Source organism: Nonomuraea maritima (assembly GCF_900100395.1).
GTDB classification, from domain to species: Bacteria; Actinomycetota; Actinomycetes; order Streptosporangiales; family Streptosporangiaceae; genus Nonomuraea; species Nonomuraea maritima.
Genome location: NZ_FNFB01000021.1, coordinates 37,153 through 55,871, shown reverse-complemented (window position 1 = coordinate 55,871; position 18,719 = coordinate 37,153). Strand labels below are relative to the sequence as shown.

The following is an 18,719-nucleotide window of genomic DNA, read 5'->3' as shown; positions in this document are numbered from 1 at the left end:
CGTCTCAGCCGTGGAAGAGCCGTACCTCGTGCGGGCGGCCGTCCTTCATGGTCATCAGCCAGGCGACCGCCGGCGGGCAGTGGTCGGGATCGTCCGGTGGGTTCACCAGGTCCATCTCCCAGATGGTGACGTCGCGGCTGGTGACGGCGGTCACGAAGCGCTGCCGTACGCCCGCCTCCAGGTCGCACTCCATGCCGCGGACCAGGAAGTCGCGGCCGCCCACCCGCTGCCGCCCGGAGTAGAGGGCGACGTCCGGGCTCCACCGCTCGGCCGTGAGCTCGGCGAACCGGCCCCGCTCGGCCGCGGCCAGCGTCTCGGCCGCCTGCCTGGCGCTCGCCCGCGACAGCGCGGCGGCGTCGGCGTGCGCCGACTCGGCGGTCGCGGCCATCGCGGCGACCAGCTTGGTCCTGGCCTCGCTGAGCCTGCTGCGCACCGTGCCGACCGGCACGCCGCACAGCTCGGCGATCTGCTCGTACGACGGCGTGCGCGGGCTGAAGTGACGCAGCATCAGCGTCATGCGCAGGGTGGGCGACAGCTCCTCGACCGCCCTCCAGAGCCAGTCGCGCATCGCGTGCCGGTCGAGGATCCGTTCTGGGCTCGTCGCGCCCGGCAGCATCGCGAGGTCGGGGACCGGTGTCGGGGCGTCGGGCGAGCGCAGCCGGGAGCGGCAGACGTTCCGGACGATCATGCGCAGCCACGCGCCCACGGACTCCGCCCGCCGCACGTCGCCGATGCGCCGCACGGCGACCAGGAAGGCGTCCTGTACGGCGTCCTCCACGTCGGGCCGGTTGCCGAGCACGCTCAGCGCCACGGCGTGCATCCCGGCCCGGTGCCTCTCGAGCAGCGCCCCCATGGCCGCCATCTCGCCGTCCCGCGCGGAGCGCACCAGCTCCTCGTCGGACGGCGGCCCCGACATCATGCCTGTCACGCGTACCACCGTACGCAACCGCCGGGACTACTCCCGGCGTCGTAGCGGCGAAGGACTCCACCGGCAGGACGCGCAGGACCACGCCATCGGATGACGATGGCGGTCATGAGAGCCCAGGTAACCGAACCCACGGGCGGGACCACCACCACCGACCCAGCCACCGACCCAGCCACCGACCCAGCCACCGACACAGCGCGGCAGGCCGTGCGCCGGCTGCTGCGCCCGCACGCCCGCGGCTTCGCCGCCGTCGTGGCCCTCCAGGTCGTCGGCGCGGTCGCGGGCCTCGCACCGCTGCTCGCGGTCGTGGAGCTCGGCCGCGCCCTGCTGTCGCCCGGCCCGCTCGATCCCGGTCACGTCCGGTTCCTGGTGATCGCCGGCGCGGCCGGGCTGCTCGTCCGGCTGCTGTTCACCGGCGCGTCGTCCGGCATCGCGCACCTCGTCGACGGCCAGGTGCAGCTGGCGCTCCGCCGGGAGCTGGCCGCGTCGCTCGGACGCGTACCGATCGGCTGGCTGTCCCGGCGCCGCACCGGCGAGCTGGCCAAAGTGGTGGGGGACGACGTCAGCTCCGTGCACCCGTTCGTCGCCCACACCCCCGGCGAACTGATCTCCGCGTTCGTGGTGCCGCTGCTGTCGCTGGTCTACCTGTTCACCGTCGACTGGCGGCTCACGCTGATCACGCTCATCCCGGTGGCGCTCGCCGTGGCGCTGGTCCCGTTCATGATGACCGCTGCCCGGCTGCGCGAGCAGATGGAGTTCGACGCGGCCATGGGACGCATCGCCGACGCGGCGGTCGAGTTCGTCCAGGGCATCGCGGTCGTCAAGGCGTTCGGCGGGGGCGAACGCGCCCACCACCGGTTCCGCGCGGCCGTCGACGACTTCGTCCGCGTCTTCTACCGGATGGTGCGCGGCCTGGCCGGGGTGGCCGCCGCGATGCAGGTGGCGCTGTCGCCGCCGTTCGTGCTGCTCGCCGTGCTCGTCGGCGGGGCGGCGCTGGTCGCGGGCGGGGGCATGGCGCCGGCCGACCTGCTGCCGTTCCTGCTGCTCGGGCTGGGGCTGACCGCGCCGGTGGCGGCGCTCGGCCACGGCTTCGACGACCTGCAGGCCGCCCGTCGCGGGCTCGGGCGGATCCGGGACGTGCTCGCGGTGCCGCCCCTGGCCGAGCCCGTCCACCCGGTCATGCCACGGGGGCACCGGGTGGAGCTGCGCGGCGTCCGGTTCGGTTACGAACCAGGCCGCGAGGTGCTGCGCGGCGTCGACCTGGTCCTCGAGCCCGGCACGGTCACCGCGCTCGTCGGGCCGTCGGGGAGCGGCAAGTCCACGCTCGTCCAGCTGCTGCCGCGGTTCTTCGACCCGTCGCACGGCGCGGTCCTGCTCGGCGGCGTGGACCTGCGCGAGATCGCCGCGCGCGAGCTGTACCGCGCGGTCTCGTTCGTCTTCCAGGACGTCCGGCTGCTGCGCGCGTCGGTCGCCGACAACATCGCGCTCGCCGTGCCGGGGGCGGGCAGCGAGGACGTCGTCCGTGTCGCCCGGCTGGTGAACCTGCACGAACGGATCCTGGAGCTGCCGCGCGGATACGACACGGTGCTCGGCGAGGGCGTCACGCTGTCGGGCGGCGAGGCCCAGCGGATCGCGATCGCGCGGGCGCTGCTCGCCGACACGCCCGTCCTCGTGCTGGACGAGGCGACCGCCTTCGCCGACCCGCAGACCGAGCAGGCGGTGCGCCGGGCGCTGGCGTCGGACGGCGAGCGCACGGTGCTGGTCATCGCCCACCGGCAGGAGACCGTGGCCGACGCCGACACCGTCGTCGTGCTGGAGGACGGCGTCGTCGTCGAGCGCGGCGCCCCGTCCGAACTGGCTGCCCAGGACGGGCGGTTCGCCGCGTTCCTGCGGACCCGGCAGGAGACCCTGGAAGGAGAGCTCCGATGATCCGTACGCTGCTGCGCGTCCTCGGACCCGAGTACGCGCCGCCGGTGCGCCGCACCGTGGCGCTGATGGCGGCGACCGCGGTCGCCGAAGGACTGTCCTGCGCGCTGCTGGTCCCGGTGCTGCGGGCGCTGTTCGGCGGCGATCCAGGGGGAGCCCTGCCGTGGCTGGTCGCGTTCGGGGCCGCGGTCGCGGGCTACGCGGCGCTGCGCTACCTCAGCGACCTGTCCGGGTTCCGCGTCGGGACCTCGCTGCTGCACGGCGTCTACCACCGGCTCGGCGACCACCTGGCCCGGCTGCCCCTCGGCTGGTACGGGCCCGGCCGGGTCGGCGAGGTGTCGGTCATGGCCGGCCGCGGCGTCCTTCAGGCGATCGGCGTGATCGCGCACCTGCTCGCGCCGTACGTGTCCGCCTGCGTGACGCCGCTGACGATCGTCGCCGTGATGCTCGCCTTCGACTGGCGGCTGGGACTGGCCGCGCTGGCCGCCGTCCCCCTCGTGGCCGCCGCGACACGCTTCACGGGGCGTTCCATGGCCGCCACCGACGCCGAGCGCGCCGGACGCGACCACGAGGCCACCGGCCGCGTCATCGAGTACCTCCAGGCCCAGCCGGTGCTGCGCACCGGAGGCCGGACCGCAGAACGGTTCGGGCTGCTCGACGACGCGCTGCACGGGCTGCAGCGGGTGTCCCGCCGGATGACGCTGGCGGTGCTGCCCGGCGTGGTGGGACTCACGCTCACCGTGCAGGCGGCCTTCACCGGGGTGCTGGTGCTGGGCGCGTACCTGGCGCTCGGCGGCGGCGTCGGTGCCGCGGAGGTCCTGTCGATCCTGGTCCTGGCCGCCCGCTGCGCGGACCCGCTGCTGTCGCTGGCGGAGCTCGGCGGCACCCTGCGGGTGGCGCGCGCCGAGCTCGTACGGCTCGACACGGTGTTGCGCACCGAGCCGCTGCCCGAACCCGCCCGCCCGATCCGGCCGGCGCGCCGGGACCTGGAGTTCGCGTCCGTCACGTTCCGGCCGGACGGACGCCGGGTGATCGACGGTCTGTCGTTGCGGGTGCCGGAGGGGCAGCGGCTCGCCGTCGTGGGACCCTCGGGCGCGGGCAAGACCACCCTGTTGCAGCTGCTCGCCCGCTTCCACGACGTGGACGAGGGCGCCGTACGGCTCGGCGGCGTGGACGTACGGGCGATCAGCACCGAGGTCCTGCGGCAGCAGATCGCGATCGTGTTCCAGGACGTCTACCTGTTCGACGGCTCGATCGAGGAGAACGTCCGCCTCGGCCGTCCCGACGCGAGCGCGGCCGAGGTGCGCGCGGCCGCGACGGCGGCGCGGCTGGACGAGGTGGTCGAGCGGCTGCCCGGCGGCTGGGCGACGAACGTCGGCGAGGGCGGCGCGCTGCTGTCGGGCGGTGAGCGCCAGCGTGTGTCGATCGCGCGGGCGCTGCTGAAGGACGCGCCCGTCGTGCTGCTGGACGAGGTGACCTCGGCCCTCGACCCGGTGAACGAGGCGGCCGTCCACGAGGGGATCGAGCGGCTGATGGCGGGCCGGACGGTGGTGATGGTGGCCCACCGCCTGCGGACCGTCCGCCGCGCCGACCGCATCGTGTTCCTGGACGGCGGCCGCATCGTCGAGGAGGGCACCCACGAGGAGCTCCTGCGCCGCCGGGGCCGCTACGCCGGCTACTGGAGCCTCACTCTCACCCGATGACTGATTGACACGTCAATCACTTGGCTACATGATTGACGCGTCAATCATCTCCGGTGCGAGTCTGCCGGAGCGGGGGAGGGGCCATGGAACACGCGCGCTTCGAGCTGGGGCTCAACTCGTTCGGCGAGATCGCGACCGACGGCGGACGCGCGCTCACAGACGCCGAGACGGTACGGCTGATCGTCGAGGAGGCCCGCCTCGCCGAGGCGGCCGGGCTCGACGTGTTCAGCGTGGGCGAGCACTACCGGGAAGGGCACAACGACTCCGCGCCCCCGGTGCTGCTCGCCGCGATCGCCACCGCCACCGACCGCATCGCGCTCGGCACCTCCGTGACCGTGCTGAGCACCAACGACCCGGTTCGGCTCTACCACGAGTACGCCACTCTCGACGCGGTCTCGGACGGACGCGCCCGCATCGTCCTCGGCCGCGCCTCGGCGACCGAGTCGTTCCCGCTGTTCGGCTACGACCTGGCCGACTACGAGCGGCTGTTCGAGGAGAAGCTCGACCTCTTCCTGCGGCTGGAACGCGAGGAGGAGGTCACCTGGTCGGGGACGGTCCGGACGCCGCTCCACCGGCAGCGCCCGCACCCGCGCATGCGTCCGGGAGGCATCCCCACGTGGATCGGCGTGGGCGGCAGCCCCGGCTCCGTGCTGCGCGCGGCCCGCCACGGCCTGCCGCTCATGATGGCGATCATCGGCGGACGGCCCGGCCGGTTCGCCGGGAACGTCGAGCTGTACCTGGAGGCCCTCGAGCGGTCCGGGCGGCCCGCGCTGCCGATCGGCCAGCACTCGCTCGGCCTCGTCGCCGACACCGACGACGAGGCCGTCGACCTCTGGTGGCGGTACTGGCAGCCCGTCGTCGAGGCGCTCGCCGCCGAGCGCGGCTTCTACGCGCCCACCCGTCAGCGGTACGAGGCCGAGCTCGAGCAGGGCGCGCTGTTCGTCGGTTCCCCCGAGACGGTCGCCCGCAAGATCGTCAGGGTGACCCGCGAGCTGCGCCTCAGCCGCTTCGACCTCAAGTACGACATCATGCGCCTCCCTCGCCAGGCCCGCGCCCGCACCATCGAGCTGCTGGGCCGCGAGGTCGCCCCGAGAGTGCGCGAACTGCTCGCGTCGGATCACGAACCGGCCCGCCACTGAGCGCGGGCCTACCAAGGAGGAGGGCCGTATGGCCGACATCGAACTGGGGCTGGACACCTTCGGCGACCGGCCGCTGGACGACACGGGAGCGCTGGTCTCCCACGCGGAGGCGATCCGCCAGGTGGTCGAGGAGGCGGTCATGGCCGACGAACTCGGCGTCGACGTGATCGCGCTGGGCGAGCACCACCGTCCCGAGTACGCGATCTCCACGCCGGAGACCGTGCTCGCCGGCATCGCGACGCGCACGTCCCGGATCAGGCTGGCCTCCGGGGTGACGGTGCTGAGCTCGGACGACCCCGTCCGGGTCTTCCAGCGTTTCGCGACCGTCGACGCGCTCTCGAACGGGCGCGCCGAGGTGATCCTCGGACGCGGCTCCTTCACGGAGTCGTTCCCGCTGTTCGGCTACGACCTCGCCGACTACGACGTCCTGTTCGAGGAGAAGATCGAGCTCTTCGTCAAGCTGCTCGACGAGCGGCCGGTCACCTGGAGCGGCAGCGTGCGGGCCCCGCTCGCGAACGCCGACGTGTACCCCAAGACCGACTCAGGGCGGCTGGCCACGTGGGTCGGCGTCGGCGGCTCGCCCCAGTCGGTGGTCCGCACCGCCCACTACGGACTGCCGCTCATGCTCGCCGTCATCGGCGGCCCGCCCGAGCGCTTCAGCGCCCACATCGACCTCTACCGCCGGGCCGCGGAACAGTTCGGCACGACGGCGCACCCGGTCGGCATGCACTCCCCTGGGTTCGTCGCCGACACCGACCATGAGGCCAGGGAGGTGTTCTGGCCGGCCTACCGCGAGATCCGTGACCGGATCGGGGCGCTGCGCGGCTGGCCGCCGATCCGCCGGGCGGAGTACGACGCCGAGATCGAGCGCGGCGCCATGCACGTCGGCTCCCCCGAGACGGTGGCCCGCAAGATCGTACGTACCGTCCGCAGCCTCGGCGTCGGCCGGTTCGACCTCATCTACAGCTCCGGCGCGCAACCGGCCGGGGCGCGGGCGCGCGCCGTCGAGCTCTACGGCGCCAAGGTCGTCCCCATGGTCCGCGACATGCTCGCCTCACGGGAGGTGTCGTGAAGCCCGGCGACGTCCGCACGATCGGGATCCTCGGAGCCGGCAAGGTCGGCACGGTGCTCGCCCGGCTCGCTCTCGCCGCCGGCTACCGCGTGCTCGTCGCCTCCTCCGGCGAGGCCGCGCGGATCGCCCTCATCGTCGAGGTCGTCACGCCCGGCGCCGTCGCGGTGACCGCCCGGCAGGCCGCGGCGGAGTCGGACGTGGTCGTGCTGGCCCTGCCGCTCGGCAAGCACCGTGACCTCCCGGCCGAGGCGCTGCGCGGCAAGCTCGTGATCGACGCGATGAACTACTGGTGGGAGGTCGACGGCGTCCGCGACGACCTGACCGACCCCCGTACGTCGTCCAGCCAGATCGTCCAGGGCTTTCTGGCCGGCTCCCGGGTCGTCAAGGCGTTCAACCACATGGGCTACCACGACCTGGAGGACGGAGCCCGCGCGTCCGGAACGCCGGGCCGCCGGGCGATCGCGATCGCCGGCGACGACCAGGACGACCTCGCGGTCGTCTCCGGGGTCGTGGACGCGCTCGGCTTCGACCCGGTGATCGCCGGCCGGCTCGCCGACGGCGTGCGCATGGAGCCGGGCACGGAACCGTTCGGCGCGAACGTCGAGGCCGACGAACTGCGCGCGATGCTGGACCGCTTCGCCGAGTCGGAGCGAGGCCGCGCGGTGCTCGACGCACGCACGTCCAGCCGCCACCCGGGGCGGTGACGGCCGCCGCGGACAGTACGAAGCCGGCGGGCCCCTGGGGCACGCCGGCCACTACCCTCCGCTGACCCCCCCTTCGCGCCGGCCTCCGCGGCCGGCCATGACGTCGCGTGCGGTCTTACCGCAGAATCGGCACCGGCTCGGCGTTCACCCCGTCGCCGGTCGCCTCACGCGTACGCCGAGAGGCGTCGCCGATGGTCAGCCGTTCTTCTTCGCGGCCTGCCTGCGGGCGACGAAGGCGACGCAGGCGGCGGCGAGGACGACCTGCAGGATGAGCGTCGGCAGGGTCTTGTCGTGGAAGCCCAGCACGAAGGCGATGAGGCTGGCGACGATCGAGGCGACGATGCCGGACAGGATCGTGGCGACCCAGCCGATGTCCTGCTTGCCCGGCAGGACGAGCCGGCCGAGCCCGCCGATGATGGCTCCGGAGATCACGGAGAGGATGAGGACGGTGAGCATGTGACGCTCCTTCGGTAGGGGACGAACCGTGTGACTCGAACGTGGCGGTGGAGCGCTGCCGGTTCGGCAGCGATCTCCGGATCGAGCCGCTCTCGCTAGAGGCCCGCCGGCTGCCCCTGCGGCGCCCCACGGGCTGACAGGCGCGCCGGATCGGACACGGCGCATGACGATAAGGCGCGCCTATATACGAAATATTGCCGTCCGATATACGAGATCATCATGACGCCGGCTCGACGCTCCCCGGCTCGCCCGGCGGGAAGCTCGGCTACTGTCGCGTGTCGTGACTCCTCCGCTCCCTGAAGGGAGCGGCTTCTCGCTAAGCCGCTTCCGCAGCCTGGCGAAGGGCAAGCCCTGCCCTGAGGATGTTGACCGCCGCGTTCACGTCGGCGTGCGCGGCATGACCGCACGCCGTGCAGGCGAACTCGGCCTGGGTGAGGCGGTTCTCCTTCGCCACGTGCCCGCATCGGGCACAGGTGCGGGAGGTGTTGGCGGGGTTCACCGCGATCAGCTCTCGACCGGCGCTTTCAGCCTTGTGCGCGAGGATCGTCAGGAACACCCCCCAACCCGCGTCCAGGATGCTTCGGTTGAGGCCCGCCTTGGCAGCGACGTTGCGGCCAGGAGCGTCGATAGTGCCGGACGCCGAACGGGTTATGTTCGCGATCCGCAGGTCCTCGTGCACGATCAGGTCGTAGTCGCGGACCAGCGCGAGCGCGGCCTTATGCGCGTGGTCGAGCCGTTGGCGGCGTACCGTGCGGTACAGCGCGGCGACGCGGGCCACCGCCTCGCGCCGCCGCTTGGAGCCCCGCTTCTTGCAGGCCAAATCGCGCTGCGCGGCGGCGAGACGATCGGCGGTCGCGGCCAGATGGCGAGGGTTCGCCAGACGCTCACCGTCGGAGGTGGTGACCAGCGAGGCCACGCCCAGATCGACCCCGGCCACCGCGCCCGTGGCAGGCAGCGGCTCGGCCGGCACGTCGTCGCACGACAGCACCACGTACCAGCGCGAGCCCTCCCGCTTCACGCTGATCGTCTTCACCCGGCCTTTGACCGGGCGGTGCTGGTGTACGCGGACGTGCCCGATGCCCTGCAACCGGACGTAGGACGCGGCGGGATGCTCGGGCTGGGAGTCCCACCGGCAGCCGTCGCCGTCCTTCGGCCACTCCACGGTGTCGAACCAGCCCCGGCCCTTGAACCGCGGGAAGCCAGGCGTCCGTCCCGTCCTGACGCGGTCGAAGAACGCGCGGAACGCCTTGTCGAGGCGGCGCAGCGTGGCCTGCTGGGACGAGAACGACCACCGGCCCTGCCCGCCGGGGTCATCGGCACGGATGTGCTTCAGATCGGCCGACTGCTCGCCGTACCGGATGCTCGCCCCGGCCTTGGCGTATGCGGTGCGGCGGTGCTCCATAGCGGCGTTGTACAGCTGCCGGTGGTCCTCCAGGCACTGCGTGAGCGCGGCGGCCTGCTTGCTGGTGGGGCGCAGCAGGTACTTGTACGACCTACGCACGGCCATCGCCCTCCGGCGGCCGCTCCTCCAGGCGGTCTTTCACCCGGCCGCCCAGGACCGGGCGGCGGTACTTCGGGCACCACACCACGTGGTATCCGAGGTCGTACGCCGCGCCCGGGGACGTGCGCACCTGACGAGCCACACGATCACTATGACAGCGCCATCCATCCAATGTGCGATGAACGGAGATCTCCGATGCGCGGACCTGACAGGTCACTGCACGCTCGGGCCTTGACAGCCCTCCCGCTCCCGATTCCCCCGTCGCCTCAAGGCGACGGTCCCCTCAGGAGAGTTTGATGGAGATCTGGATCAATCCCGCGTGCTCCAAGTGCCGCTCGGCCCTGTCCGTCCTGGACGCAGAAGGAGCGGAGTACACCGTACGCCGCTACCTGGAGGACCCGCCGGACGCGGCGGAACTGCGCGAGGTCCTCGACCGGCTCGGCCTCGAACCGTGGGACATCACCCGCACCGGCGAGGCGAAGGCCGCCGAGCTCGGCCTCGACACCTGGCCGCGCGACGCCGGAGCCCGCGACCGGTGGATCGGCGCGCTGGCGGACCACCCGATCCTGATCCAGCGGCCGATCATCACGGCCGACGACGGCCCCGCGGTCGTCGGCCGCTCCGAGGAGGCGGTACGGTCCGTACTGCCTTCCCGGGACACAGGGGAGTGATTCCCGGTCACTCGCCGGCGGGGAAGTCGGTCGACCTGCTCACCGCCGCCCATTTCTCCGCCTCGGCGGCGCGGGCCCTGGACGACTCGTCGGCCAGGCGCACGGCGTCGCTGCCGAGCAGCAGGCGCAGCGGCGGCGCGTCGAGGCGGACGATGTCCCTGATGACCGCGGCGGCGCGCGCCGGGTCGCCCGGCCAGGTGTCCACGGTGTTCTCGCGGAAGCGGTTCATCGTGCCGACGGTCTCCTCGTAGTCGGGCCCCACCGGGAGCCGCCGCTGGGACGAGCCGCCCCAGTCGGTCCTGAACGCGCCGGGCTCGACGATGGTGACCTTGATCCCGAACGGCTTCACCTCGTTGTTCAGCACCTCGGAGAAGCCCTCGACGGCGAACTTCGCGGTCTGGTACGCCCCCAGCCCGGGCGAGCCGCCCACCCGGCCGCCGATCGAGGAGAACTGGACGAAGTGCCCCGAGCGCTGCCGGTGCAGCACGGGCAGCGCGGCCTTGGTGACGTTGACGACGCCGAACAGGTTCGTCTCGATCTGCGCACGGAAGTCTTCGTCCGAGATCTCCTCGATGGGCGTGGAATCGGCGTACCCGGCGTTGTTCACCACCACGTCCAGCGAGCCGAACGCGTCGAGCGCCGCCTGCACGGCCGCCCGCGCGGCCACGGGGTCGGTGACGTCGAGCGGCGCCGTGCGGACGCGGTCGCCGTACTCCTGCACGAAGTCGTCGAGCTGCTCCGGACGCCGGGCGGTGGCGAGCACCAGGTCTCCTGCGTCGAGGGCGGCCCGCACGAGGTGCCGCCCGAAGCCGCGGCTGCTGCCGGTGATGAGCCAGGTCTTCGGCATGACGTGATCCTTTCAACTAAACGGTTAGTTAGAAGAATGGGCACCAGTGTCCGGCTTGTCAAATAAACGGTTAGTTGACCTATGCTGAAGCCATGCCTCCGACGCCCAAGGTCCGCGACGCCGCGGCCACCCGTGCCCGTCTCCTGCAGGCCGCGACGAGCGAGTTCGCCACCTACGGCATCGCCGGCGCGCGGATCGAGCGCATCGGCGCGGCGGCCAACGCCAACAAGGCGCTCATCTACACCTACTTCGGCAACAAGGACCAGCTCTTCGACGCCGTCATGGACGCCCACGTCGCGCGGATCCTCGACCAGGTGCCCTTCACCCCAGACGACCTGCCGGGCTACGCGGGCCGCCTGTTCGACTTCCTCGTCGCCAACCCCCAACAGGTGCGGCTGGCCACCTGGCTGCGCCTCGAGCGCGGCCGCACCGAGCGCGAGCCGGAGGGCCTCGGCGCGTCCGTACGCCGGAAGATCGACGCCCTTGCCGAGGCCCAGGCCGCGAAGCGGGTGGCCGCGGAGTTCACCGCGGAAGACCTGCTCGCCTTCACCCTGGCCCTGGCCACCGCGTGGGTGCCCGCCAGCCCCACGGCCCCCGCCGACCTCACCCCCGACCAGCTCGACACCCGCCGCACCGCCGTGGTGGAGGCCGTCCGCCGCCTCACGTCCTGACGCGCGGGCCTCAGCGGGCCTCGCGGGGGGACGGCGTCATGGCGGTGGCGCGCGACCGTGCCGGTACGCGGGAGATCAGCCAGGTGACCGCCAGTCCGGCGGCGCACAGGCCGGCCAGGGCCCACAGGCCCGCGTCGAAGGAGCCGGTAGCGTCCTTGAAGACGCCCAGCCCGTACGAGAACGTCACCCCGCCGAGGTTGGCGCAGAAGTTGCTGAACCCCGTGACGAGGCCCACGTTCGCGGTGCCGACGTGCTGCAGCGGCACGGCGAACAGCGGCCCGAAGTAGAGCTGCAGGAAGATCGAGTTCACCGCGATCAGCGCGATCAGCGCCGGGAGCGCGTCCACGAACGGCATGAGGAAGATCGTGACGGCCAGCATGGCGAGCGACACCCCGACGACGGCCAGCGGCCGGCCGAGGCGGTCGGACACCCAGCCGCCGAGGAAGTTCGACGGGGCCGTCACCGCCGCGCCGATGGCCACGACGGCGCCCGCCACGCCGAGCGAGAAGCCCTTGTCCTCCACGATGAGGCTGGGCAGCCAGAAGGCGATCCCCGTGACCACCGCGAGCCGGACGAACTGGATGAAGCCCGCCAGCCAGACCACCCGGTGCGACAGGATCTCCCGGGCGTCCGCCCAGGTGGGCGGCTTCGCGCCGGCCTTGCGCGGGGCTCCCGAGCCCAGCTTGGCGAAGGCCAGCAGCACCAGCAGGCCGCTGCCCGCGAACAGCGCCATCAGCCAGCGCCAGCCCAGCGGCTCGACCAGGAGCGGGCCCAGGGCGTTCAGCAGGATGTTGGAGGAGAATCCGCCTGCCACGTACAGGCCCATGGCCGTGGCGCGGCGGTCCTCCCGGAACTGGCGGCTGATGAGCAGCAGTCCCGGCGCGAACACCAGCGACCGGAAGACGCCCGAGACGGCCTGGTTGGCGAGCAGCCAGCCGTAGGAGTCGAGCAGGGCGAAGGTGAGCGCCAGCAGGTTGGTGCCGAGCAGGCCGACCGTGAACAGCCGCTTGGGGTCGAACCGGTCCGAGAGGTACCCGGACGGGATCTGCATGAGCGCGTACGTGAAGGTGCCGGACGCCGCGAGCAGGCCCGCCTGCGAGGGGCTGATGCCGAGGTCCCCCCGGATGAGCGGGAGGAACAGGGCGATGCCGCCGAAGGCGAGCGCCTGCATGCTCTGGCACACCACGATGAGCGTCGTGTTGAGCGCCCGTGCCGGACGGTTCCCCGTCACCTCCGCCATCAGAGACGGGTGAAGGACGTGGGAGACGGCGTTCCGCCGGGGATCTCGGTCGTGGCGCGCGGAGACAGCTTCATCGTGTGCACACACGCGACCATAACCGTCAGTTTCGGTCGCGGGCGCGGCAGGGACCCGGTTCGGCGCCCTTCAAGGTCCCCCGACGCGGCATACGCGATTCGCGAGGTGTCGACCAAGCAACCCCAGCGTCGGTCCGTTCCGGATCCAGCCGCAGGAGGATGCAGCAGATGGACGTGAGTCGCAGCGCGTTCGCGCCCGTCGCGGAAGGCGCGGCGGTCGCGCCGGAGGACTGTCGCCCCGCCGCCCGGCGGTCACCACCGCGGCCGGCAACTTGCGTGGATCCATTCCTCGAAGGCGGTCCAGGCCGGTTGTCAGGGCCTGATCACGAGCCAGTACGAGTGGCCCACCCTCCCGCGCGGCCGACTGGCGCTGGAAGGTCTTCGCCTCCCGGCTGGAGCGCTGCTGAGCAGCTCACCACGCCGGGCAACAACACCTGGCCGGCCGCCGACGGGGGAGTGGTCGTCTTCACCACGGACCGCGCCGCCACCCGCACCCAGCACGACGTGACCCAGGAGGTGCACCAGCTCCGCGCGCACGGACGCTGACCAAGCGGCGGGTCAGCCACCGGGCGGGGAGCCGGTCGCGGCGGTCTCGAAGAGATCGGCCAGCTCGCGGGCGTAGGCCTCGCCCGAGCCCGCGGGCCGGCGCCCGAGCTCTTTCGGTACGGCCTGCATCGCGGCCAGCAGAGCGCCGGCGAAGGCGTCGGGGTCGAAGGCGCGGAACTCGCCCGCGCGCTGCGCCTCGGCGAGAAAGCCCGCCAGCTCGGCCCGCCCGCTCTCGCCGTGCTCGGCGATTCGCCGGCGGACGGCGGGAGAGGTCGCCGAGGTGATGATCTCGCGGCGGGCCTCCATCTCGTCCGGATGGCGCACGCAGTGCAGCACGTGGCCGGTGACGATGCGGCGCAGCGCGTCCGTGTAGCTCATCACCGGCTCGGGGCTGCCCTGCATGGCGGCGTCGAGCCGGGCGGCGATCCGGTCGAGCACCGCCCGGATGAGGGCGTCCTTGGTCCTGAAGTGGTACGTGATCAGCCCGGGGCTGATCGAGGCGCGCTTGGCGATGCGCACGAACGACGCCCGCGTGAAACCCTCCGCCGCGATCACGGCGATCGCGGCGGCCACGATCTGCTCCCGTCGGGCCGCCTCGATGAACGAGCCGCTGCCCTCGTCCTGCTGTCCTGGTTGCACGTACAGGATCCTATATGTTCAACTAGTCGCATGCTGGCGTTGACCGGTGTGACGGCGCTCGTCTGCGACGGGCTGTCGCCATGCGAGAAGGCGACCGTCCTGGTCGAGGGCGGGCGCGTCACGGCGGTCGGGCCCGACGTGCCGGTGCCGCCCGGCGTCGGAACGGTCGACCTGCCCGGGCACACCGTCTTGCCCGGGCTGATCGACTCGCACGTCCACCTCGGCCCGCCGGAGCCGCGCGGTGGCCCCAAGGTGCTGGGCCGGGCCAGGGCGGTCGTCGGCTGGATGCGTCACCAGCCGGGCAAGCGGCGGGCCTTCCTGCGCCACGGCGTGACCACGGTGTGCAGCCTCGGCGACGACGACACGTGGATCCGCGACTTCCGCCACAAGGTGGCGACCCACCGGCTGACCGGCCCGCGGCTGCTGGTCGCCGGGCCGATCTTCACCTCGCCCGGCGGCCACCCCGTCGCCACGGCAGGGGCTCGGCCCGGCGCCGGCTGGGTGCGCGTCCCCCGCGACCCGGCCGAGGCCCGCGAGCAGGTGGAGGAGCTCGCTTCGGGGTCCGACCCCGTCGACGTCGTCAAGGTCGTCCACGACCGCGGCGACCCCCGGCGCCGCTCGCTCCAACCCCTCGACGAGGCCATCCTGCGGGCGATCGTCGAACAGGCCCACCGCTGCGGCCGGAAGGTCGTCGCCCACTGGGGCACTCTCGACGACCTGGCGGAACTCCTCGCCTGCGGCGTCGATGTGCTCCACCACCTCGAACCCCGAGGCCCCCTCGCGGGCTGGCCGGCCCGCCTGCTCGACGCGATGGTGCGCGGCGGCGTCGCCCTCGCGCCGACCCTGGCGGTCACCGACGCCCTCCTCGACGAAGACACCAAGACGCTGCTGCGCCGCCGGGTCGCCGAGTTCCACGAGGCCGGCGGCACGCTCGTCGCGGCCAGCGACGCCGGCATGCCGTCGGTGCCGTCCGGCGGCGGCCTGATCCGCGACATAGCCCTGCTCGCCGCATCGGGCCTGACCGCGCGCGAGGCCGTCGCCGCCGCCACGACGGCCGCCGCCCGCACCCTGGGCGTCCCCGGCCTCGGCGTGCTCCGGCCGGGGAGCGCCGCCGACCTCCTCGTCGTCGCCGGCGACCCGCTCACCGACCTCGGCGCCCTGCGTCGCGTGGCGATGGTCCTGCGCGACGGCCGCGTCGTCATCGACCGAACCAGGGAAAGGACAGGACGCCCATGCCGCACGACACTGACGCCCGGCCGCTCGCCGTCAGGCACGGAGCCGCGGCCCACGTCTTCCTGTGGACGGCGTTCCCCCTGCTGGGCGCGGCGGCCGGCTGGCTGCTGACCCGCGTACCCGGGTGGGTCACGTCCATCCCTGGGGCGCCGGAGATGCAGAAGCTGGAATTCCTCGCGAGCCTCACCGCCAATCCCGTGGTGGCGGCCGTGGTCATCGTCGCTGGAGCCGTCGCCGGGGGCGTCGTCACTCTGAGGGCCTACGACGACATCGTCACTGTCGAGGTCGGCCCCGCCGTGACCATCAGCAGGTCCGGCACGGCGCGGACGTTCGCCCGCGAGGCGGTCCACGCGGTCTTCGTGGACGGGAACCACCTCGTCCTGCTCGGCGCGCGGACCGAGGAACTGGCTCGGGAGAAGACCGACCACGTCCCCGCGAGACTCCGCGAGGCGTTCACCGCGAAGGGCTATCCCTGGCTGGACGACGACCCGCACCGGGACGCGTTCCAGCGGTGGGCCGACGGCATGCCAGGACTCGACGGCCACGCCCAGGCCCTCCTGCGGGCCCGGCAGGACGCCCTCAAGGCCAAGGACGCGGCGGACGCGGGCGAGCTCCGTACCGAACTCGCCAAGCACGGGGTGGTCGTACGGGACGTCGAGGCCCGTCAGTACTGGCGGACGGTGCTCTGAGGCGATCACCCGGAAACCAGGCAAGTCTCCGGCCGCGCAGTGTTCACCGGCCCTTTGTCGTTGACGTCCGTTCTGCGGGAATGATCCTTTCGGTGTCCGCCGCACGTCACGAGGAGGATCAGTGCACCCACCGCATCGCTCCGCACCCCCCTGGCCGTCGAGACTCGCCGTCGTACTCGCCGCACTCGTCTCGCTCGTCGGCCTGGTCGGAGTCGTCCCCGCCGACGCCGCCGTCCACAACTCCTGCACCATCTCGCGCTGCGCCGACGCGCGCGCGGCCAGGTCGGTCTGGCAGTCGAAGGGCTACCCCACGTCCGCCGGCTGGTACTCCTGGCCGGACGGCCGCCACAACTACACCGGTGGCCGGTTCTACAACCGTGAGGGTCAGCTGCCCAGCGGCGCCACCTACAACGAGTACGACGTCTACTCCCGCGCCAGGGGCGCGGCGCGTGACGCGTACCGGATCGTCGTCAACCGCTCCACCGGCGCCGTGTGGTTCTCGCCCAACCACTACACCGACTTCTACCGGCTCTAGGAACCCGCGATGACACGTCCGCTGCCGTCCTGGCTGACGGTGACCACCGGCCCCGCGCCCGGCGACCCGGCCGCGGCGGTCATGGACGGGCGGGCCTGCCGCACCCGTGCCGCCTTCTTCGAGGAGGCGGCGCGGGCGCTGCGCCTGCCCGGTCACTTCGGCCGCAACTGGGACGCGCTCACCGACTGCCTGCGCGACACCGACGTCACCGCCCTCGTCGTCGAGCACGCCGAGCATCTGCTGGCCGCCGAGCCGCCCGAGCAGTTCGCCGTCCTGCTCGCCGTCCTGTCCGATGCCGGCCTGAGCGTGACGCTGCGCACCGACGCCGGCCATGAGGAGGCCCTGCGGCGGCGGGCCGCCGCCGCAGGGTGACCGGCCGTCAGCGCGAGGAGGTGGGACGCAGGCCGAGCCGGTCGACCACCGCCGCCACCAGCTCGTCCGGCGACGGCCCCACCTCCAGCTCCAACCCCGACTCGTCCGGGCCGAGCGGCTCGAGGATCGCCCGCTGCGAGTCGAGCAGGCCCGCCGACATGTAGTGGTTCGTCCGGCGGGTCATCCGGTCGCGGATCAGCTCCGCGGGGCCGTGCAGGTGGACGAACTCCACCTCCGGCGGGCCCTGCCGCAACACGTCCCGGTACGAGCGCTTCAACGCCGAGCAGGCCAGCACGGTGGAGACGCCCTCGGCGTGCCGCTCCGCCATCCACGCGGCCAGCTCCCGCAGCCACGGCCAGCGGTCGGCGTCGCGCAGCGGGACACCCGAGCGCATCCGCTCGACGTTCTCCTCCGAGTGGAACTCGTCGGCCTCGGCGAACCGCAGCCCGGTCACCTCGCTGATGCCGCGGGCCACGGTCGTCTTGCCCGCCCCCGACACGCCCATCACCACGATGTGCCGGGTCGGCGGACGCTCACCAGTCATGGACGGTGCCGTCCTTGAGCCGGTTGAACGGCAGGTAAGCCGGCTGGTACGGGAACCGCGCGGCGGCCTGCTCGTCCAGCTCCACCCCGAGCCCGGGCAGCTCGCCCGGGTGCAGGTAGCCGTCGGTGAAGGTGAACGACTGCCGGAACACCTCGTTGGTCGCCGGGCCGTGCTGCATGTACTCCTGGATGCCGAAGTTGTGGATCGCCAGGTCGAGGTGGAGCGCGGCGGCCATGCCGACCGGCGAGATGTCGGTCGGGCCGTGGATGCCCGACTTGATCTGGTACTGGGCGGCGAAGTCGAGCAGCTTCCGCATGGCCGTGATGCCGCCCGTGTGGGTGACGGCCGAGCGCACGTAGTCGATGAGCTGCTCGCGGATCAGCGTCTGGTAGTCCCACACGGTGTTGAACACCTCGCCGATGGCCAGCGGGGTCGTGGTGTGCCGGCGCACCAGGCGCAGCGCCTCCTGGTTCTCCGCCGGCGTGCAGTCCTCCAGCCAGAACAGGTCGTACGGCTCCAGGGCCTTGCCGAGCCGCGCGGCCTCGATCGGGGTCATGCGGTGGTGCCCGTCGTGCAGCAGCGGCAGCTCCGGGCCGAACTCGTTCCGCACCGCCTCGAAGACGCCGGGCAGGTGGCGCAGGTACGCGCGGGTGTCCCAGTCCTCCTCTGCGGGCAGCGCGGTGCGCTGGGCGGGCTCGTAGTCGTAGCGCTTCCCGCCGGTGCTCGGCTGGGAGGCCACCCCGTACACCGCGTTGAGCCCGGGCACGGAGGTCTGCACCCGGATCGAGCGGTAGCCCATCTCGAGGTGCCGCCGGATCGAGTCGAACAGCTCGGGCAGGTCGCGGCCGGAGGCGTGCCCGTACGCCATGATCCCGTTCCGGGAGGCGCCGCCGAGCAGCTGGTAGAGCGGCATCCCGGCGGCCTTGGCCTTGATGTCCCACAGCGCCACGTCCACGGCCGCGATGGCGGCCATGGTGACGGGCCCGCGCCGCCAGTACGCCGAGCGGTAGAGGAACTGCCAGGTGTCCTCGATGCGGTGCGGGTCGCGTCCGATCAGCAGGGGGACGACGTGGTCGGCCAGGTAGGACGCGACCGACAGCTCCCGCCCGTTGAGCGTGCCGTCGCCCAGCCCGGTGAGCCCCTCGTCCGTGGTGATCCTGAGGGTGACGAAGTTGCGGTCGGGGCTGGTGACGATGACGTCCGCTGCGATGATCTTCACGTACTGCCTTTCT

Annotated in this window: 20 protein-coding genes and 1 pseudogene; 12 read left to right on the top strand and 9 right to left on the bottom strand. The window is 72.6% G+C overall.

Features of this window, described 5'->3' with window-relative positions:
• Positions 1-4: 4 nt before the first annotated feature.
• Positions 5-919 carry an RNA polymerase sigma factor gene (locus BLR04_RS27485; protein WP_090770593.1) on the bottom strand — a complete coding sequence of 305 codons (915 nt, stop codon included), beginning with the start codon at positions 917-919 and terminating at the stop codon, positions 5-7.
• A gap of 114 nt (positions 920-1,033) precedes the next feature.
• Here BLR04_RS27485 and BLR04_RS27480 point away from each other — a divergent pair, with 114 nt between their 5' ends.
• The 5 genes from BLR04_RS27480 (at position 1,034) to BLR04_RS27460 (ending at position 7,469) form a co-directional block, all read left to right on the top strand.
• Entirely contained in the window at positions 1,034-2,854 is a 1,821-nt protein-coding gene (locus BLR04_RS27480) for an ABC transporter ATP-binding protein (RefSeq protein WP_090770725.1), read from the top strand.
• Positions 2,851-4,554, top strand: a complete 1,704-nt coding sequence (locus BLR04_RS27475; protein ID WP_090770591.1) for an ABC transporter ATP-binding protein — start codon at positions 2,851-2,853, stop codon at positions 4,552-4,554. The genes BLR04_RS27480 and BLR04_RS27475 overlap by 4 nt, the downstream gene beginning before the upstream one ends.
• An 83-nt stretch (positions 4,555-4,637) precedes the next feature.
• Positions 4,638-5,693: an LLM class flavin-dependent oxidoreductase gene (locus BLR04_RS27470; RefSeq protein ID WP_090770589.1), complete on the top strand. Its 1,056-nt coding sequence runs from the start codon at positions 4,638-4,640 to the stop codon at positions 5,691-5,693.
• A 28-nt stretch (positions 5,694-5,721) separates the two neighbouring features.
• On the top strand, positions 5,722-6,765 hold the full coding sequence (locus BLR04_RS27465) for an LLM class flavin-dependent oxidoreductase (RefSeq protein WP_090770587.1): 1,044 nt from the start codon (positions 5,722-5,724) through the stop codon (positions 6,763-6,765).
• Entirely contained in the window at positions 6,762-7,469 is a 708-nt protein-coding gene (locus BLR04_RS27460) for an NADPH-dependent F420 reductase (protein WP_090770585.1), read from the top strand. The genes BLR04_RS27465 and BLR04_RS27460 overlap by 4 nt, the downstream gene beginning before the upstream one ends.
• 195 nt (positions 7,470-7,664) lie before the next feature.
• On the opposite strand, the gene BLR04_RS27455 is transcribed toward BLR04_RS27460, so the two are convergent.
• The 3 genes and pseudogenes from BLR04_RS27455 to BLR04_RS27445 all read right to left on the bottom strand — a co-directional run.
• Positions 7,665-7,925: a GlsB/YeaQ/YmgE family stress response membrane protein gene (locus BLR04_RS27455; protein ID WP_090770583.1), complete on the bottom strand. Its 261-nt coding sequence runs from the start codon at positions 7,923-7,925 to the stop codon at positions 7,665-7,667.
• Positions 7,926-8,241: 316 nt separating this feature from the next.
• Entirely contained in the window at positions 8,242-9,432 is a 1,191-nt protein-coding gene (locus BLR04_RS27450; RefSeq protein WP_090770581.1) for an RNA-guided endonuclease InsQ/TnpB family protein, read from the bottom strand.
• Between the two features lie 16 nt (positions 9,433-9,448).
• Positions 9,449-9,556: pseudogene (locus tag BLR04_RS27445) on the bottom strand (transposase); the annotation flags it as partial.
• 166 nt (positions 9,557-9,722) lie between these two features.
• Between BLR04_RS27445 and BLR04_RS27440 the strand changes: the two are divergent.
• Positions 9,723-10,097: an arsenate reductase family protein gene (locus tag BLR04_RS27440; protein WP_090770579.1), complete on the top strand. Its 375-nt coding sequence runs from the start codon at positions 9,723-9,725 to the stop codon at positions 10,095-10,097.
• A 7-nt stretch (positions 10,098-10,104) separates the two neighbouring features.
• Here BLR04_RS27440 and BLR04_RS27435 read toward each other — a convergent pair whose 3' ends face one another.
• Positions 10,105-10,944: an oxidoreductase gene (locus tag BLR04_RS27435; RefSeq protein ID WP_090770577.1), complete on the bottom strand. Its 840-nt coding sequence runs from the start codon at positions 10,942-10,944 to the stop codon at positions 10,105-10,107.
• Between the two features lie 92 nt (positions 10,945-11,036).
• On the opposite strand from BLR04_RS27435, the gene BLR04_RS27430 reads away from it, so the two are divergent.
• Entirely contained in the window at positions 11,037-11,615 is a 579-nt protein-coding gene (locus BLR04_RS27430) for a TetR/AcrR family transcriptional regulator (RefSeq protein ID WP_090770576.1), read from the top strand.
• Between the two features lie 10 nt (positions 11,616-11,625).
• Here BLR04_RS27430 and BLR04_RS27425 read toward each other — a convergent pair whose 3' ends face one another.
• Positions 11,626-12,846: an MFS transporter gene (locus BLR04_RS27425; protein ID WP_218129198.1), complete on the bottom strand. Its 1,221-nt coding sequence runs from the start codon at positions 12,844-12,846 to the stop codon at positions 11,626-11,628.
• Between the two features lie 422 nt (positions 12,847-13,268).
• Between BLR04_RS27425 and BLR04_RS39970 the strand changes: the two genes are divergently transcribed.
• Positions 13,269-13,475 carry a hypothetical protein gene (locus BLR04_RS39970; protein ID WP_143022233.1) on the top strand — a complete coding sequence of 69 codons (207 nt, stop codon included), beginning with the start codon at positions 13,269-13,271 and terminating at the stop codon, positions 13,473-13,475.
• A gap of 12 nt (positions 13,476-13,487) precedes the next feature.
• Here the strand turns inward: BLR04_RS39970 and BLR04_RS27420 are convergent, their stop codons facing one another.
• Positions 13,488-14,114, bottom strand: coding sequence for a TetR/AcrR family transcriptional regulator (locus BLR04_RS27420; protein ID WP_245740584.1), 627 nt, complete (start codon positions 14,112-14,114; stop codon positions 13,488-13,490).
• A 30-nt stretch (positions 14,115-14,144) separates the two neighbouring features.
• Between BLR04_RS27420 and BLR04_RS27415 the strand changes: the two genes are divergently transcribed.
• The 4 genes from BLR04_RS27415 (at position 14,145) to BLR04_RS27400 (ending at position 16,943) form a co-directional block, all read left to right on the top strand.
• The gene (locus tag BLR04_RS27415) at positions 14,145-15,458 is read left to right on the top strand and encodes an amidohydrolase family protein (protein ID WP_090770570.1); all 1,314 of its coding nucleotides are present in this window, start codon (positions 14,145-14,147) and stop codon (positions 15,456-15,458) included.
• Entirely contained in the window at positions 15,347-16,036 is a 690-nt protein-coding gene (locus BLR04_RS27410; protein ID WP_090770568.1) for a YqeB family protein, read from the top strand. Before BLR04_RS27415 ends, BLR04_RS27410 begins: the two co-directional genes overlap by 112 nt.
• A gap of 121 nt (positions 16,037-16,157) precedes the next feature.
• On the top strand, positions 16,158-16,571 hold the full coding sequence (locus tag BLR04_RS27405; protein WP_090770566.1) for a ribonuclease domain-containing protein: 414 nt from the start codon (positions 16,158-16,160) through the stop codon (positions 16,569-16,571).
• Positions 16,572-16,580: 9 nt separating this feature from the next.
• The gene (locus BLR04_RS27400) at positions 16,581-16,943 is read left to right on the top strand and encodes a barstar family protein (protein WP_143022232.1); all 363 of its coding nucleotides are present in this window, start codon (positions 16,581-16,583) and stop codon (positions 16,941-16,943) included.
• Between the two features lie 7 nt (positions 16,944-16,950).
• Here the strand turns inward: BLR04_RS27400 and BLR04_RS27395 are convergent, their stop codons facing one another.
• Together BLR04_RS27395 and manD are read right to left on the bottom strand one after the other, a co-directional pair.
• A complete protein-coding gene (locus BLR04_RS27395; protein ID WP_090770564.1) occupies positions 16,951-17,487 on the bottom strand; it encodes a gluconokinase in 537 nt (178 codons plus the stop codon).
• On the bottom strand, positions 17,477-18,706 hold the full coding sequence (gene manD, locus BLR04_RS27390; RefSeq protein ID WP_090770562.1) for a D-mannonate dehydratase ManD: 1,230 nt from the start codon (positions 18,704-18,706) through the stop codon (positions 17,477-17,479). Before manD ends, BLR04_RS27395 begins: the two co-directional genes overlap by 11 nt.
• Positions 18,707-18,719 lie beyond the last annotated feature (13 nt).